Source organism: Dictyobacter alpinus, assembly GCF_003967575.1.
Lineage (GTDB): Bacteria > Chloroflexota > Ktedonobacteria > Ktedonobacterales > Ktedonobacteraceae > Dictyobacter > Dictyobacter alpinus.
In genome coordinates this window covers 5247540-5263651 of the sequence record NZ_BIFT01000001.1, presented here as the reverse complement: position 1 = coordinate 5263651, position 16112 = coordinate 5247540, and the positions used below count along the sequence as shown (strand labels likewise).

The following is a 16112-nucleotide window of genomic DNA, read 5'->3' as shown; positions in this document are numbered from 1 at the left end:
CTTCTTCATGGCTAGATTACTTGACAAAAATCGTTCTATACAGGAAGAAGCAGGAGGACCACGGGCAGCACAAACGACCGCAGCGCCAGGCGACGTGCGGACCAAAACATGCCAGCAACACAGGCTGGCAAGCCAGAAGATGCTAACAGATTACGAGTCAATTATGTCCGAACATACGGCTCCCTTTTTTAATATGCTTGCCTGGTTGTGGGCCGCGCTTAGTTAGAGGCCCTGCCAGGCATAGGTGGTATCGGGTTTGACGTCAGGCGAATTATAAGCCAGGGTCACCAGGGTATGGGACTGTAATTCAATGTTATGGAAATCGCCGCTATACGGCTTACCATCCACATAGGCCTTCCAGCCAGTAGCCTGATCTAATTTAGGCTCATACTGAAGATTCGAGAAGCGTTTGCCCCACAGTTGTGTGAAATCACCAAGGGTATATTTCTTCTGGGTCGGCGACTCGATATGGATGATGCCACTGGTATCATGGGTATGCAGCCAGTAAATACAAGAATTGTCGCTGGCAATACCGATCGTTTGCGGCACCGCTACGGGTTTACCATCGATATACATCGATAAATGGGCGTGAACATGATAGGCCAGTTGCTCCTGGGTGTCACAGGTAATGCCGTTCAAGGGAGCATATGGCGTCGTAGCGCTACTCTGACTATTTGTTGCTGTTGTGTCAGGGGTGCTGGCCGTATTTGTTGTCGAGACGCCACTAGCCATGCCGCGCCAGATAAATACACCCATAATCGCCACCACCAGCACAATGGTACCAACGATCAGACCAGTCTTCCTACGTTGACGCTGCTGTTCACGCAAGCGCTCGGCTTCACGGCGCATCTGCTTGTCACGCCGATTCTGCTTGACGCTCTGAGGATTTGTTCGGTTCATACAGCTCATCTTTCATCGAAAAAATATAATACTATTATATATCAGATTGTAGTTCTAAGAGATCAAAAAAGGACCCTTTATCCAGCGTAATGTTGTAAAATTTTTATCAAATCATCCGTATGCAAGGAGTTTTATGCTGCCAACCTCGACACAGCAACCAGCGGCTACGCGAGATATGCTGGCTGGTTCACAGACCTTATTTGAGCTGGCACGGCGTGGCAAGCGCCTGACACCCTGGTTTGTGGCGCTACCACTGTTGTTTGCCTTCTTTGCCTGTCTGCTGCTGGCCTATGTGATCATGGTTCTCCTGGGACTAGGACCCATTCTGAACGCATGGGGAAGCAGCAAGAATGTCAGCCTCCAGGCGCTGAGCCTGCTGATCCAAACGGCATTCCAATATAGCTTTGTCATTCTGGGTGTGGCCTTATGGGTCAGGCTCTATGAAGGGCGCCCATTCTGGACCCTTGGTTTTCAAGCTCAGGGTGCCGCTAGCAAGATTCTGCGCGGCTTTCTGGCGGGACTGGCCATGTTCGCGCTCTCGATCGGTGTCCTCTGGCTGACCGGATCCGTACGATCCATTAACAATACGCCGGATCAGATCGGCTGGTCGGCCCTCTCAGGGGTCCTGATTGTACTGCCGGCGTTTTTAATACAGGGACCCACTGAAGAGATCTTGATGCGTGGCTGGCTGATGCCGACCCAGGGCGCACGCTATCGGCCCTGGGTCGGCATCGCGCTCTCAACCATCACCTTCACACTCCTGCACATTCCAGACCACCTCGGCAGTTATAACCTGCTATCGGCCCTGGTCCTGATTGTGGTATCGCTCTTTCTGGCTGGCTACGCCCTGCTCGAAGGGAGCATCTGGGGCGTCTGCGCCTGGCACGCCGCCTGGAACTGGGCGGAAGGCAATATTTTTGGCATGCAGGTGAGCGGCATGACCATCTCCGGCGGCACCCTGATCAAGCTCGCGCCCAGCGGACCCGACTGGCTCACAGGCGGCGTTTATGGTCCTGAGGCCAGCGTACCCGTACTTGCCATCCTGCTCAGCGGACTGGCCTGGATATGTTACCGCCTGTACCGCCGCTCCCGTACCTACGTACAGGCATTATAGACAGGGAGCGAGGCCGCCAGAACAAAAGGGTCGTAGCGGGCCGTAGGGCGGCTCCATTGCGCAAAGAGCGTTTTTGGTGACATGATGAAGGCTGAAAAAGCGTTGGGGACAGAGAGCCACGAGGCAGAAATAGGAGTTCAAAAAAATGAAAATCGCATTATTTGGTGCCACGGGCATGATCGGACAACGTGTGCTGGATGAAGCATTGAGGCGCGGCCATCAGGTCACGGCGATTGTGCGTGATCCAGCCAGCATGGATCTCTCAAATCCTAATCTGGTGGTCGTAGCCGGTAATGTGCTGGATATTGAAAGTGTCGCCCAGAAGGTCGTGGGCCACAATATCGTTATAAGCACGCTGGGACCCGGTCATGATGGGGATCCCGAGCAGTTGCTCACGATTACCCATTCATTACTAGATGGGGTCAGGCGCTCAGGTATCAAGCGCCTGATCGCGGTCGGCGGGGCTGGCAGCCTTGAGGTCGCCCCCGGTGTGAAGCTCGCCGATACGCCCGAGTTTCCAACGGGCTGGAAAGGGATAGCCAGCGCGCACGAAAGCGCTTTGGATATCTATAAGCAAGAGAAGACATTAGAATGGACCAATGTGAGTCCTGCGGCCCTGATTGAGCCGGGGACACGCACCGGACACTACCGTACCGGCACCGATCGACTGCTCACAGACGACAAAGGCGAGAGCAAGATTTCCGCCGAAGATTTTGCGGTCGCCATCCTCGACGAGGTTGAACATCCCCAATTCAGCCGCCAGCGCATCTGCGTCGCCTACTAACCAGACTCCTCAATTCACGGCCGCGACAGAACCTCGCAGCCGTGAATTATGCCATTGAAGCAACCTGAGCATACGGGAAACAAGCGGCCGCAAGGGACGAATCTACTTGCTTGTTTGCATCTGGTGGGATATACTTTGGATGGCAAACGATTGGTCTTACAAATAGACTCAAGGGTTACAACATTACACTAAAGGATGGGCAAAGATGGATAGCGACGCAGGCTCTGCGGCGGATAAGGTACGGATGCTGTGTACGACGATCATGAAGACGGCGCGACAGGAGTTGATGCAGCGTTTAGACGATGCTGACATTGGGCTTTCACCACATCAGTTTCTGGTGTTGCGCCGCATTAGTGAACGGGCAATGGCATTGAATGAGGTGAGTCGCGATCTGGGATTAGATCCTTCGACGCTGGCTCCAACGGTCGAGTTGCTGGTGCGCAAAGGCCTGGTGAGGCGCGAACGTGATCCATTGGATCGCCGACGCACCCCCCTGTCCCTGACACCAGAGGGCAGTGAAACCCTGGATCGCCTGCAACGCTCTAATGGAGAGAGTCCTTTGCATAAGAGCCTGAGCACGATGGGACCTGATAAAAGCCAGCAGTTGCTGTCACTTTTACAGGAATTTGTGGATTCATTGGATACGCATCCAATTGATGAGACAATGCACCATTGTAGAAATCATTCTCTTGACAAATAATCGTGCCCGCTGGCCTGAACATGGGTTGGCTCAGACAAGAATCCAGATTTTCCATCGATAAAGGATTGATTATAAGCTCATGACACGTTATGCAATTATAAATGTGCCGGCCTATGGACATGTAAATCCGACGCTGGCTCTAGCCCAGGAATTGGTGGCTCGTGGCGCTCAGGTCGATTATTATGTGACTGAGGAGTTTCGAGCCTCAATCGAGTCCACTGGCGCGACCTTTCATCCTTATCACATGCCGGAGTTTGGACCTCCAGCCGAGATGCCTGCTCCACAGGGTGGGCCTCCTCAGATGATGCTGATACAGATGCTACACGCCAATACGCTGGCCTTACCCGAGATTATCGAGCAACTACAGGCCGAGCGGCCCGACTGCCTGATCTATGATTTTATGAGCCTATCCGGTCTACTGGCGGCCCGCATTCTTGATGTGCCCGCCGTCAAACTGCGTCCTAGCTATGTTCCCAATTCTAGCATAGGCGCGCTAATGGCAAGGGGACCTTTCGTCCAGGGTCGCCCTCCCATGGGAGCTCCAGGACAGGCCCCGACGACGCCGCCAGCGGGCGCGCCTCCCATGGCCCAGGGTCCTTTCTCTCAGATCAAGGGACCAGAAATGACGGCATTTCAGCAAGAATTGGATCGGTTATGTGCCCGCTATGACATTGAACCGGTCAGTCCCCAGGATCTATGGTTCCACCATGAAGAGCTGAATATCAGCTTTATTCCTAAGGAGTTTCAACCGGGTGGTGAGAACTTCGACAAGCGCTTTGTGTTTGTCGGACCCTCGATCTTCCCGCGCCAGGATGCACCAACCTTTGAGCTACGCAAACGGGCCGAGGAGCCGGTACTATATATCTCGCTGGGTACGGTCATGAATAATCAGCCGGACTTCTTCAAGCTCTGCTTTGAAGCCTTTGCCCACGAGCCCTGGCACGTCGTCATGGCACATGGGAAGCGCATCGACCTGCAAAAACTGGGAGCGGTGCCAGCTAATTTCCAGGTCGCACCCTATCTCCCACAGCTAGAAGTGCTCGCGCAGAGCCGTGCCTTTATCACCCATGGCGGCATGAATAGTACCATGGAAGGACTCTACTATGGCGTGCCACTCATCGTCGTCCCGCAACAGCCCGAGCAAAGCATCACCGCGCAACGTGTCAGCGATATAGGACTGGGTATGGCGCTGAAGACAGATGAACTCAATGCCACCATCCTACGCGAAGCTGTTAAGCGCGTCAGCCAGGATGCAACGATCCGCAAAAATGTCGCAGACATGCAACAAACCATCCGCAACTCCGGCGGCGCCCATCAGGCCGCCGACGCCATCGCCAGCTTTAGCGGCCAGCCATCCAAATAATCCACTAATCATCCAGAATCCCTCTCTCTCGCAGGAACGAGAGAGAGGGATTCTATCTCAGCAGGTCTTGCCCCTGCTACCGCTTCACGTAACGGCAGGTCTTGCCCCTGCTACCGCTTCACGTAACAAATGTCCCTCAAAAATGCATTTACATTGAAGCGTGCCCAGCAAAGCGCGTCCTTCAGCCTCCGGCTTGTGCCTGGTCGTACGTCGGACCAGTCGCAGGGACAAGTCCTGCCGTTACGATTTGTCCTTTGAACTACCACTTTTGGCTATTCTTGTCGGTAAATGTAACATTATGTGCGGTACAACGATCTATTATAATAGATACATTTGAAGCTATTTATATTTATTTCAATCATCAAGAAGAGAGGCCGCTAGCTTTTCATCTCTATTTCTACTCTCATAACAAAAAAATCTTTTTATTGAAACAATCGTAATAGGAAGAGGAATATTTATATATGCAAGAAGAGCAAAATTTGTCCGGGAAGAATAGTGCAAAAGGAGGTCAATTTAAATCTCTCTCAGGTATACAAAATACGCTTCCTGAAAAAAATCCTCAATTCAGGTCTCTTGTTGGCACAAACAATGCCACACCCGCACAAAATCCACCACGCATCTCTCTGCCCGATGTGAGTACGCCTACACCAACGCAAACGCCGCCACCCATCTCTCTTCATGGCTTGAGTATGCCCACACAAACTCCATCAGGAACGTCGCTCTCCGGCCTGGGTACATCCCCACCCGCGCAATGGCCGCAGCATATTTCTCTCTCGGGACTGGGTGCGCCGGCCCAACCTCCGCCTATGGTATCGCAGCCCGGTTTGAGTGCTCCCCCGCCCGTACAATTGCCTCAGGCGGTATTGGGCTCCAATACTCCATCCATTGGAGCCGCAATCAGGAGAAAGAATGCCAGCGTGAAGAGAAAAAGAATGAAATATATCATTCTGGGCACGATCCTGGTATTACTCATCATTTCGCTAGTGATCGCGGGCATCTGGCTGACGTCTATAAGTTAGGCGACTTTTTTGAAACGAGACGCGTGTGTATCCTATTTGACGTTTACCTGTATCACAAGGTTTTCGCCACAACCATCTAAACAACTTTCCATCCCTTGTTTTACAGAAGAGCCGGCGTGACGTTACGTACGTAACGTCGTATTCTCACTTCTTCCACTCGATACACGATTTGCTGCTTTTTCCACTGTTTTCGTAGCCATAAAAGCGCTTAACCAAAAATTATGATACTGCTGGCAACATCAATTCGCCAGCAGTATCAGGTATGAGGTCTATCCAACAGGATCGCGCCACAAGCGCGCGATCAGGAATGTTTGGCCGGTGTGTATTCGCCGGGTACATTACGGAAGCTGATGCCGAAGCGGTTCCAGGCATTGATGGTGGCGATGGCCAGTGTGAGATTGGCGAGCTCCTCTTCGCTAAAATGCTGGCGCACCTGCTCATAGACTTCATCGGGCACATGATCAATCGAGATCAGGGTCAACTTCTCGGTCCAGAGGAGGGCGGCCCGCTCACGCTCGGTGAAAAATGGTGTCTCATGCCAGACGGGAAGCGCATAGAGGCGCTGCTCCGACTCTCCACCGGCACGCGCGTCCAGACTATGCATATCAACACAGTATGCGCAACCATTGATCTGCGAGGCACGCAACTTGATCAAATCCATTAAAGCTGGCTCCAGACCACATTTGGCAAGATACGTCTCAAGTCCATTCATGGCTCGCATAGCACCTGGAGCAGCTTTTGAATAGTTCATTCTGGCTTTCATAATTCTCTATCCATCCTTTACTTGCTTCTATACTCAAACGATGTATTTGTCTTAACGATAGCCATAGAGTAGCAAAAAAATGGCCTTGTTAAAAGAGCCATTTTTAGTTATAGTAAAGATGCCATTATTGATAAAATTGAAAAGGAATGAAGCAGGTAAGGATGATGAAACGAGCACTGCCAATCGAGAAGACAAACATTATCCTGGATCAACATGCGGCCGCGCCACTTTATCGACAGCTCTATGAGCGGCTGCGTGCCCAGATTCTGGCGGGACAGTTGGAGATGGGGGTGCGCCTGCCTTCGACGCGGGTACTGGCGAGCGAGCTAGGGGTTTCGCGCAATACGACGGCTCTAGCCTATGAACTGCTACTCCTGGAGGGCTATATCGAGAGTCGGGTCGGCGATGGTACCAGGGTAGCCCGACTACAGTCTTCACTGTTACGGCAAGCAGGCAAGAGTGTCAAAAAGCCAAGCAGACAACCGGGCGTAAAATCGCCGCTGGCACAGCGTGGCCAGGCATTGCTCGATGCCGAGCGCACAGGAGATATCTATAGCGAGCAGGCCACATCTGGCACCAATCCATTTCGTGTGGGTCAGCCCGATGTGACACATTTTCCATACGAGCTATGGGCCAGGCTCGTAGCAAAACAGGCGCGGCAAGCGCTACCGGACGTCGCAAGCTACCAGCATGCACAGGGCTATCTGCCATTACGTGCGGCGATCGCGACCCATATCGGCATCACACGCGGTGTCCAATGTACACCAGAACAATTAATCCTGACCTCCGGCTCACAGGGAGCGCTGGACCTGGTGGCGCGCACCCTGCTGGACCCTGGTCAGTCCGCGTGGGTTGAGGATCCTGGCTATATGGGCGCACGTGGCGCGCTCCTGGCCGCCGAAGCCAGATTGATACCAGTACCGGTAGATGAGCAGGGCCTGAATGTCGAGGCCGGCCGGCAGCTAAGTTCCTCGGCCAGACTGGTGATAGTGACGCCATCACACCAGTTCCCGAGCGCCGTCACCATGAGTCTGGGGCGCCGCCTGGAACTACTGGAATGGAGTCGCGCGGCACAATCCTGGATCATCGAGGATGATTATGATAGCGAGTATCGCTTCAGTGGTCGCCCCCTGCAAGCACTCCAGGGACTGGATAACAGTGAGCGCGTCATTTATATTGGCACCTTCAGTAAGGTACTCTTCCCCTCATTACGCCTGGGCTACCTGGTCGTGCCGCCCGCGCTGCTGCCCGGCCTGAACGCGGTCCGCCGCCTCATCGACGTCCACCCTCCGCTGCTCGAACAGCTAGCGCTCACCGATTTTATTGTCGAGGGCCATTTTGCCCGCTACCTGCGCAAGATGCGAGCCATGTATCTTGAGCGCCGCAATACACTGATCACGGCACTCACCCAGGAACTTGGCGGCCTGCTAGAGATCACCACGCCCGAGGCTGGCATGCATCTGGTTGCCTGGCTCCCACAGGATATGAGCGGCGAGTACATCATCAAGCAAACGACTCAGCAAGGATTGCCCATCCTATCCCTCTCAACCTACAGTCTGCGCCCCCTCCAACGCGACGCCCTGGTACTCGGCTTTGCCACCTCCACCCCCAAAGAACTCCAGACCGGCGTACAAAAACTGGCCCGCGCCCTCCGTGGGCGATCATGAGGCCCATACATCTCACATAACGTTTTTCGCCTGGAACAGATGGACACAATCATGTTTGAGCTACGAGACAACGTGGAGCGAGGAGACGGCGATCGCGATCGTAACCAGGGACATGAACGTGGGCCGTCTCCTCCGCCCACGTTCATGTCCCTGATCATGACCACGTTGGATCTGAAATAATTGCCTCTTATGATTCGATTGATATGCTTATCACCTGAAATTATGTAAAAAACATACATGTCCAATTAAGCAGGAGAAGGTGGCACCTGGGCTTCCCAGGCGCCACCTTCTCCTGCTTAATGCCAGGGTAGATCCTCAGTCAACTGTGATAAAGCCGGCAGGCGCTACACCAGGGCCAGGGCCGATCGCTACTGGAGGTGCGCCAGGACCAGCCCAGGCCTGCGGCAAGGAAATAGCTCCGGGACCAGCCCAGGCCTGCGGCAAGGAAATAGCTCCGGGACCAGCCCAGGCCTGCGGCAAGGAAATAGCTCCAGGACCAGCCCAGGTCTGCGGCGAGGAAATAGCTCCGGGGCCAGGGCCGATCGCTACTGGAGGTGCGCCAGGACCAGCCCAGGCCTGGGATGAGGGAGCAGCAAAATGAAACACAAAGAGCAGCAGAGCCAGACAAGCGATTGCAAGTACCAGGATGGCAATGTATTTGCGAGAAGGAGTGGAAAGAGCAGATTGTGTGTTCATTAACAGACCTCCTGAAATTTAAATATTTAAATACATTAGTGATGTTTAACGAAGGAACTGATAGAAGTATGCAATAAAAAAGCTAGCAAAACAATGAAGTAGCTCACAGATAGAAAAGTGATTTATCTCACATTCAGGTCGTTCCAGGTGGGAAAGTGCTACCAATCGTTCATTATGTTGCAGGCACAACCATGCAATGCTCAAACAAATGGTCCCACATGGATGCACCATGTGGGACCATCTGTTTGAGTCGCCTCGATAGTCAAACGAAGGATCGGTTTATACCAAAGCATCAGGGTTTAGTGGTAGCACAATCGTAGAGCTGATTGCCAGCCTGCTGGCTTATAGCGCCGGTTGAACTGGAGGATGTTTGCCAGGCGCTGGTAGGAACCAGTTGACAGTTACTGGTCACCCAGGTGCTGTCCTGGTTTTGTCGGCCAAAGCCGCCAGCCGTCACGGGATTGAATTGGCCCGGGGTGGTCGTGCGACCGGATGTATTGCTACTAGCTGAACTGAGCCAGAAGTAGCGTACGGTCCCATTGCTGATCAGCTTCTGGAGGTCCGTGGTGGTCAGAATGGGATCGCCTCCACTGAAGCCTCCGAGGGCCATTACGGGTTTATTGGTGGACATAATAATGGAGTCGGCGGTATTGGAACTGGCGGTGGCGAGCAGAAATTTGTCTGTACCTTGATGCTGTTCCAGGTAGCTGACCAGGGCCGGATTGGCGTTTCCACCCCCGCCAAAGCCGCCTATCGCTCTGGCAGCCGCATTCTGGCCGCCACGCGTGCTCCCTGCCGCGCCGGTTCGGCCAGGGAAGCCAGGGAAGTCAGGGAAATTAGCGATGGCATCCGTCTGGACCGTGGGGCCAGCGGTAGGCGAGGATGATTCGACATTACGCAAGACCGAGTAGCCGGACCAGATGGTTGGGGCGACCAGCAGTACGAGGAGTCCGGGGAGCGCGAGGCTGCCGAACAGCCGCGATACGCGGCCGAAGCGGTTGAGGCGCGGCCGAGCACGGAAGACGATCAGGGCGATCACAACCAGGGCCGTCAGTATGCCGATGATGGGGCTCAGCCATAGCGACCAATCAGGATAGCTCGTCAGCATATAGATCTGGGCCACAGCGGTCAGGGCCAGCGCCAGGGGAAGCAACCAGCCATCCCATGTCTCGCCGCGATACGCCCGCCACATTCCCACCAGTCCGATACCGACCAGCGCAGCGATGCCCGGTGATAGCTCAGTCATATAATATTGATGGAACGAGCCATCAACCGAGAAGAAGGTCGCCATGGTCAGCAGCCACATGCCCCACAGTACCAGCGCGATCTGGCGCTTATTCCCCTGGAAACGGAAACGCTGCTGGACCAGGAGCGCAATCAGCGCGATCAAGGCAAAGGGCAGCAACCAGCCAATCTGCCCACCCAGAGTAACCCCCAGCAAGCGCAATGGTCCGGCCCCACCATTCTGCATGCCTCCTGGGCCGGCGGCGAATTGACGGCCCGCGCCATTGCCACGCGGAAATTGACCACCACCTGGGAATTGACGATTCGTGGCCGTAGGAGTAGGCGTTGGAGCAGCAGTACTACGATAGCTCACCGGAGCCTGTGAAGCGGTGGTACGCGATTGAGGGGGAGTAGTAGGATTGGCGTTTTCAGGACGCGTGCGGCCACCGCCACCACCAAAGCCATTCCCGCCAAAACGCAACCGATTCAGGCCGTTATAACCAAAGGCCAGACTCAACTCCGAGTTATCCTGGGTCGAGCCAACATAGGGCCGCATTGAGGCGGGAGTCAGATCAACGGCCAGCGCCCAGGAAAGGGAGAGGACGAACATGACCAGCAGGGCCAGTAGCAGGTGCCAGACACGGGTCCAGACTTTGCGCGGCGCGCACAGCAGGTAGGTCAGACCTAGAGCCGGCACCACCAGGTACGCCTCGGCCATCTTAACGTTAAAACCGAGTCCAACAAAGACCGCGCTAAGCAGCAGCCAGCGCAACTTGCCACTCTCGGCGGCATGGATCACCGCCCAGGCGGCCAGCAACAACACCAGGGCCAGCGTGCCATCAATAGTATTATTGCGATTAGTAACCACACTGATCGGAGTCACAGCCAGGGCCAGTCCGGCCAGCAAGCCAGCCACCGGACCAAAGTGGCGCGTCACCAGGCGATACAGCAACCAGACCGCCAGCACACCACACAGCGCCTGCGGTAGAAAAATACTAAACGGCGTAAAACCAAAGATTTTAGCACTCAGCGTCTGCAACCAGAAACCCAGCGGCGGCTTATCCACCGTCACAAAGCCACCAGGATCAAACGAGACAAAGAAAAAATTATGCCAGCTATCCGTCATACTACGCACACCGGCCGCGTAATAGGCATTACCATAACCATTCTGGCCCAATTGAAAGAAATCCATAAATACAGCAAGCAGGAGTACTGCCCCCAAAGCAATACGCTGCCACAAACGAGATATCACCATATCTCGCTCTGGTGGATTTTGCTCGATCGTAGGTGTAGTTGCCACATCAACAATATCAGCCATGAGTTTTCTATCTCTCCTTCAAGGAAGGTTGATCATTTCCAATGAATACAGGACATGTCAAAATCCCCCACCGCATAAACACATGCATATGCATACACGGGTTCGCTATGCACAGTATAAGAGACAGTTCTCAATAAAAGCACAGGCATTTGTAAATAAATTATGAAGTGGCCATTTCACCCTCCCTCCACATGCAATCTAACGTCATCGTATCTACGTGAAGTGGATCACAATTCGCGAAAATTAGAGCTCCTCATCTGACTCAACCTCATTAGTAGATTGCTCTTGATCTTTTGATTGGCTTTGCTTTCGCTCTTTCTCATTCGCCTGCGCATGTCGTCTCTCCTCAAACACTGCCGGATTATTCAAGATGTATGTATGCTGCGCTTTAAAATCCTGCTCCCCACGAATAATATGGTCGTAGAATTTCGACTGCCATATTTTGCCTGGAAGATCGATATTGTTCTCTTTTATGTATCGTAACCAGGCGTTTGCAGCACATGACTTGTATCCGCAGATCATTTCTATCACACTTTTAACTTCTGGGTCCTCTATTTCAATCGTCAAGATACCATGGATGTGATTATGCATTACCACCATAATACCGGGAGCGATACCTATATAATGTTGAGGAAGATTAATCCATTCCTCATATAAGATAGATCGTAAAACAGGATGTTGAAAGATCCATACTTTTTGCTTTGTGCATATCGTAATGGCGTAGGACCCTGGTAATCGATAATCATATCCAAATAAATGCATTTCATTTCTCCCAACATATCTATACACCTCTCTATGTAACCAGATACCAGGATAAAGATCGAAATCAGGAAATTTTTCCAATGTATTTGACGAATTGGTAATCGGAGCGATCACGCTTGAAGAAACATGAGTGGTGGGCCTGCCAAACGTTCCCCAGCGGCCATGCATCAAGAAACATGAATAGTGTAGGCGCCACAGGCATGTATGCCTTTATGCATGTTTCGCATTCGATCATGCTACATGCCGGCCTTGCGTGTGGCGCCCACTCGACGTACGACCAACCCGCCTTTCACGTCGTCCCATTACTAACAGGATCGCCAATCTTGAGGGGAGCCAATCGTACGCCGTGATACGGAGCGCCTCCAGCCAACGTTTCGTACGTCGAGTGGGCGCCACACGCAAGGCCGCACTGCTGGGGTTTCGTGGGTCGAGGGGTTAGAACGAGACGCAGTGCTGTGGCGCCTACACGAATCTTGTTTGGCGTTGCCGAGTTGATAAGGGTCAGGCTCCAATGGTGTGGATGAATTCACGGGCTACGCGTGAGATGGGGCCGATGCGGCGGTAGATGAGGGCGAAGATGAATTCTTCGGTGAGGTCGGCGATGGGGAGCAGGATCAGGTCGTGCTCTAGATGGGATGGGCGGATCAGGGCGGGTAGGGTCAGGGTGACGCCGATGCCTTGTCGGACCATTTCTTTGAGGCCCTCGACGGATTCTATCTCTACCAGGGGCTGCATGGGGAGGCCACGCTGCACAAATATGCGTTTGGTGATCTGGCCCATGCGCGATGTCTGGTCCAGGAGCAAGAAGGGCTCGGCGATGGCCTGGGACAGGGTGACGCTCTTCTGCTGGGATAGGGGATGCTGCGCCGCGACGAGCAGGTGGAGCGGCTGACGAAAGAGTTCTTTGATGATCAGGAGCTCGGATTGCATCCTGGGATCGAGGATCAGGCCCAGCTCGATCTCTCCCTGCTCGACACTGGTTACCAGTTCGTCAGTGTGGTTGACGCGTACTTTGAGGCGGACATTGGGATATTGCTGGTGAAAGGTGGCGAAGAGGGCCGGGAGAAATGAGGTGGCCAGTGATTCGATACAACCAAGCTGGATGGTGCCCCGGTGGCCGGCCTGTAGCTCACTCAGCAATTGCTGACCCTCCTGCAATTGCTCCATGGCGTTGCGCACGTGCAGCGCGAACTCTTCTCCCGCAGGCGTGAGGGTGACGCGTTTCTTGTGGCGCGTAAACAGCTCAACCCCTAACTCGTCTTCCAGGGCCGCGATCTGGCGGCTCAAGGCGGATTGCGCCACTAACGAGAGTTCGGCGGCCCGGCGAAAGTTTTGCGTCTGCGCCGCCGCTAGAAAATATGTCAGTTGATGAAACTCCATCTCGGCCTACCCCCTATAGTTGATCTCACGGTAAGATCAACATTATATCAAATAGGTGTTGGACGCATCAACTTGCATGCTTTATAGTAATGGAGTGATCACAACAACAGCATAGATGAAAAAAGAGAGTAGCAGTTTTAAAGCCATTTTCTGTCGCTCCTGGACGGAGCAGAAAAGAGTAAGCAATGACGCAGGTTGAACAATTAGCAGAGTTTGTTGCGCGCGTGCGATACGAGGATCTTTCAGAGGATGCGCGGCAACAACTGAAGATCCGTATCCTGGATGCGCTGGGATGTGCCATTGGCGCGCTGGACGCTCCACCGATCAAGATGTTGCGTGCCCAGCTTGATGACTTTGGCGGCAAGCCTTTGAGCAGCCTGATTGGTGGCGGCAAGACCGCTCCCGATCGGGCTGCACTCTATAACTCGGCCCTGGTACGCTACCTGGACTATAACGATAGCTTTATCGCCAAACAAGAGACCTGTCATCCCAGCGATAACCTGGGAGCGGTCCTGGCGGCCAGCGAGTATGCGCAACAGGACGGCAAGGGATTGATGACGGCCCTGGCACTGGCCTATCAGGTGCAGTGTCGGCTCTCGGAGGTAGCTCCGGTGCGCGCGAAGGGCTTCGATCATACGACGCAGGGCGCTTATGCGCTGGCGGCCGGCGTGGCGAAGGCGCTCAAACTGGACCAACCAGGGATCGCGAACGCGGTGGCGATCAGTGCTACGGCCAATAATGCCCTGCGCGTCACGCGTACCGGCAACCTCTCCAACTGGAAGGGACTGGCCTATCCCAATACGGCCTTTGCCGCCACGCATGCCACCTTCCTGGCCATGCGCGGCATCACGGGTCCCATGGAGGTCTTTGAAGGAAATAAGGGCTTCATGGATGCGATCAGCGGCCCCTTCATCCTGGACTGGTCTCAGGAGGATCTTGAGGCGGTACGCTCTACCAGCGTCAAGAAATATAACGCGGAGTTTCATTCGCAGTCCGCGCTAGAGGGACTACTAGAGCTGCGGGCGGCCCATCAGATCCAAGCGGAACAGATCGAACGTGTCCAGATCGACATCTTTGATGTGGCCTATCACATCATTGGCGGCGGCGAAGAAGGTGATAAACGCCAGATTCGCACCAAGGAAGAGGCCGATCATAGCCTACCCTATATAGCGGCGGTCGCGCTCCTGGATGGCGATGTTTCGCCCGCACAATATCTCCCCGAGCGCATCGGACAGCATGATGTCCAGGATCTCCTGCGCCGCGTCAGCATCAGACCCGACGCGGCATTGAGCCAGCGCTTCCCCGCCGAGATGCCCTGCCATATCCAGGTCACACTCAAAGATGGTCAACAACTCAGCATCGAGAAACAAGATTACGCAGGCTTCCAGCGCCGGCCCATGTCCTGGCAACAAGCTCTCGCCAAGTTTGAACGCCTGACCACGCCCTACACTGATAGCGCACAACGGACAGCGATCAGCGAGACCGTCGCCGCGTTAGAAACAAAAACGGTTGCCCAATTAACCGCAGTATTACAGCCAGCATTTGTCCATGCATTCTAGACTATAAGAATAAAAAGGAGCAGGTATCATGAACGAGCGTGCATTTCCATTTATCCGTATGAATGAGCGTGAAGGCAAACCGCGCACACGCGGCATTACTGAGATCCGTGGACCGTACTATACGCCGATGGGCAAGCGTTACCTTGAGGATGTATTGGAGACGATGGGTGAATATGTGGATTCACTGAAGTTCGCGGGTGGGTCTTTTACACTGATGCCGCAGAAACAACTCAAAGAGTTGATTGAGCTGGCCCATAGCTATAATGTACAGGTCTCTACCGGCGGCTTCATCGAACATGTATTGACCCAGGGGCCAGAGGCCGTGAATCGCTATATAGAGGAATGCCACAATGTGGGCTTCGATATCCTGGAGATCTCTAGCGGCTTCATCACGATCCCGGTCGATGACTGGCTGCGGCTGATCGAGAAGGTGCAGCGCGTCGGACTCAAAGCCAAGCCCGAGGTAGGCATCCAGTTTGGCGCCGGTGGCGCCACCGCCATTGAGGAACTGGAATCCGAGGGCACACGGGACGTAGATTGGGCCATCGGGCAAGCCAAAAGATTCCTGGATGCCGGCGCCTACATGATCATGATCGAGTCCGAGGGCATCACCGAAAACGTCAAAACATGGCGTACGGATGCCGCCGCCAGGATCATCGGCGCACTCGGCCTGGAGAAAGTCATGTTCGAGGCCGCCGATCCCGAAGTCTTTGCCTGGTACATCAAGAACTATGGTCCTGAAGTCAACGTGTTCGTGGATCACAGCCAGATCGTCCAACTCGAATGCCTGCGCGCCGGCATCTGGGGCAACAAAAGCCTCTGGGGCCGTGTCCTGACCTACAAAGGCTAGTTTGTCCGGCTCT

Annotated in this window: 16 protein-coding genes; 10 read left to right on the top strand and 6 right to left on the bottom strand. The window is 54.0% G+C overall.

Features of this window, described 5'->3' with window-relative positions:
* Nucleotides 1–7: 7 nt before the first annotated feature.
* A complete protein-coding gene (locus tag EL633_RS20745) occupies nucleotides 8–226 on the top strand; it encodes a hypothetical protein (protein WP_126629024.1) in 219 nt (72 codons plus the stop codon).
* Here EL633_RS20745 and EL633_RS20740 read toward each other — a convergent pair.
* Entirely contained in the window at nucleotides 223–900 is a 678-nt protein-coding gene (locus EL633_RS20740) for a hypothetical protein (RefSeq protein ID WP_126629023.1), read from the bottom strand. The two genes, EL633_RS20745 and EL633_RS20740, sit on opposite strands and share 4 nt — an antisense overlap.
* Nucleotides 901–1033: 133 nt before the next feature.
* Here EL633_RS20740 and EL633_RS20735 point away from each other — a divergent pair, with 133 nt between their 5' ends.
* The 5 genes from EL633_RS20735 (at nucleotide 1034) to EL633_RS20715 (ending at nucleotide 5880) form a co-directional block, all read left to right on the top strand.
* Nucleotides 1034–2014: a CPBP family intramembrane glutamic endopeptidase gene (locus EL633_RS20735; protein ID WP_126629022.1), complete on the top strand. Its 981-nt coding sequence runs from the start codon at nucleotides 1034–1036 to the stop codon at nucleotides 2012–2014.
* Between the two features lie 145 nt (nucleotides 2015–2159).
* Nucleotides 2160–2798: an NAD(P)-dependent oxidoreductase gene (locus tag EL633_RS20730; RefSeq protein ID WP_126629021.1), complete on the top strand. Its 639-nt coding sequence runs from the start codon at nucleotides 2160–2162 to the stop codon at nucleotides 2796–2798.
* A 205-nt stretch (nucleotides 2799–3003) separates the two neighbouring features.
* Nucleotides 3004–3498, top strand: coding sequence for a MarR family winged helix-turn-helix transcriptional regulator (locus tag EL633_RS20725; protein ID WP_126629020.1), 495 nt, complete (start codon nucleotides 3004–3006; stop codon nucleotides 3496–3498).
* Nucleotides 3499–3577: 79 nt separating this feature from the next.
* Complete coding sequence (locus EL633_RS20720) at nucleotides 3578–4861, top strand: macrolide family glycosyltransferase (protein ID WP_126629019.1); 1284 nt, start codon at nucleotides 3578–3580, stop codon at nucleotides 4859–4861.
* A 461-nt stretch (nucleotides 4862–5322) separates the two neighbouring features.
* A complete protein-coding gene (locus tag EL633_RS20715) occupies nucleotides 5323–5880 on the top strand; it encodes a hypothetical protein (RefSeq protein WP_126629018.1) in 558 nt (185 codons plus the stop codon).
* A 301-nt stretch (nucleotides 5881–6181) separates the two neighbouring features.
* On the opposite strand, the gene EL633_RS20710 is transcribed toward EL633_RS20715, so the two are convergent.
* Nucleotides 6182–6643 (bottom strand): carboxymuconolactone decarboxylase family protein, encoded by a 462-nt coding sequence (locus tag EL633_RS20710; protein WP_126629017.1) that lies wholly within the window; start codon nucleotides 6641–6643, stop codon nucleotides 6182–6184.
* Nucleotides 6644–6804: 161 nt separating this feature from the next.
* On the opposite strand from EL633_RS20710, the gene pdxR reads away from it, so the two are divergent.
* The gene (gene pdxR / locus EL633_RS20705) at nucleotides 6805–8310 is read left to right on the top strand and encodes a MocR-like pyridoxine biosynthesis transcription factor PdxR (protein WP_126629016.1); all 1506 of its coding nucleotides are present in this window, start codon (nucleotides 6805–6807) and stop codon (nucleotides 8308–8310) included.
* Nucleotides 8311–8361: 51 nt separating this feature from the next.
* Nucleotides 8362–8490: a hypothetical protein gene (locus EL633_RS37865; protein WP_281275901.1), complete on the top strand. Its 129-nt coding sequence runs from the start codon at nucleotides 8362–8364 to the stop codon at nucleotides 8488–8490.
* Between the two features lie 135 nt (nucleotides 8491–8625).
* On the opposite strand, the gene EL633_RS20700 is transcribed toward EL633_RS37865, so the two are convergent.
* The 4 genes from EL633_RS20700 to EL633_RS20685 all read right to left on the bottom strand — a co-directional run bounded on the left by EL633_RS20700 (nucleotide 8626) and on the right by EL633_RS20685 (nucleotide 13690).
* Nucleotides 8626–9006, bottom strand: coding sequence for a hypothetical protein (locus EL633_RS20700; RefSeq protein WP_126629015.1), 381 nt, complete (start codon nucleotides 9004–9006; stop codon nucleotides 8626–8628).
* A 292-nt stretch (nucleotides 9007–9298) separates the two neighbouring features.
* Nucleotides 9299–11548 (bottom strand): ArnT family glycosyltransferase, encoded by a 2250-nt coding sequence (locus EL633_RS20695; protein ID WP_126629014.1) that lies wholly within the window; start codon nucleotides 11546–11548, stop codon nucleotides 9299–9301.
* Nucleotides 11549–11791: 243 nt separating this feature from the next.
* Complete coding sequence (locus EL633_RS20690; protein WP_161982288.1) at nucleotides 11792–12310, bottom strand: transposase; 519 nt, start codon at nucleotides 12308–12310, stop codon at nucleotides 11792–11794.
* 501 nt (nucleotides 12311–12811) lie between these two features.
* Nucleotides 12812–13690 (bottom strand): LysR family transcriptional regulator, encoded by an 879-nt coding sequence (locus tag EL633_RS20685; RefSeq protein ID WP_126629012.1) that lies wholly within the window; start codon nucleotides 13688–13690, stop codon nucleotides 12812–12814.
* A gap of 185 nt (nucleotides 13691–13875) precedes the next feature.
* Between EL633_RS20685 and EL633_RS20680 the strand changes: the two genes are divergently transcribed.
* Both EL633_RS20680 and EL633_RS20675 read left to right on the top strand, forming a co-directional pair.
* On the top strand, nucleotides 13876–15249 hold the full coding sequence (locus tag EL633_RS20680) for an MmgE/PrpD family protein (RefSeq protein ID WP_126629011.1): 1374 nt from the start codon (nucleotides 13876–13878) through the stop codon (nucleotides 15247–15249).
* A gap of 28 nt (nucleotides 15250–15277) precedes the next feature.
* Complete coding sequence (locus EL633_RS20675; RefSeq protein WP_126629010.1) at nucleotides 15278–16099, top strand: phosphosulfolactate synthase; 822 nt, start codon at nucleotides 15278–15280, stop codon at nucleotides 16097–16099.
* Nucleotides 16100–16112: the final 13 nt, after the last annotated feature.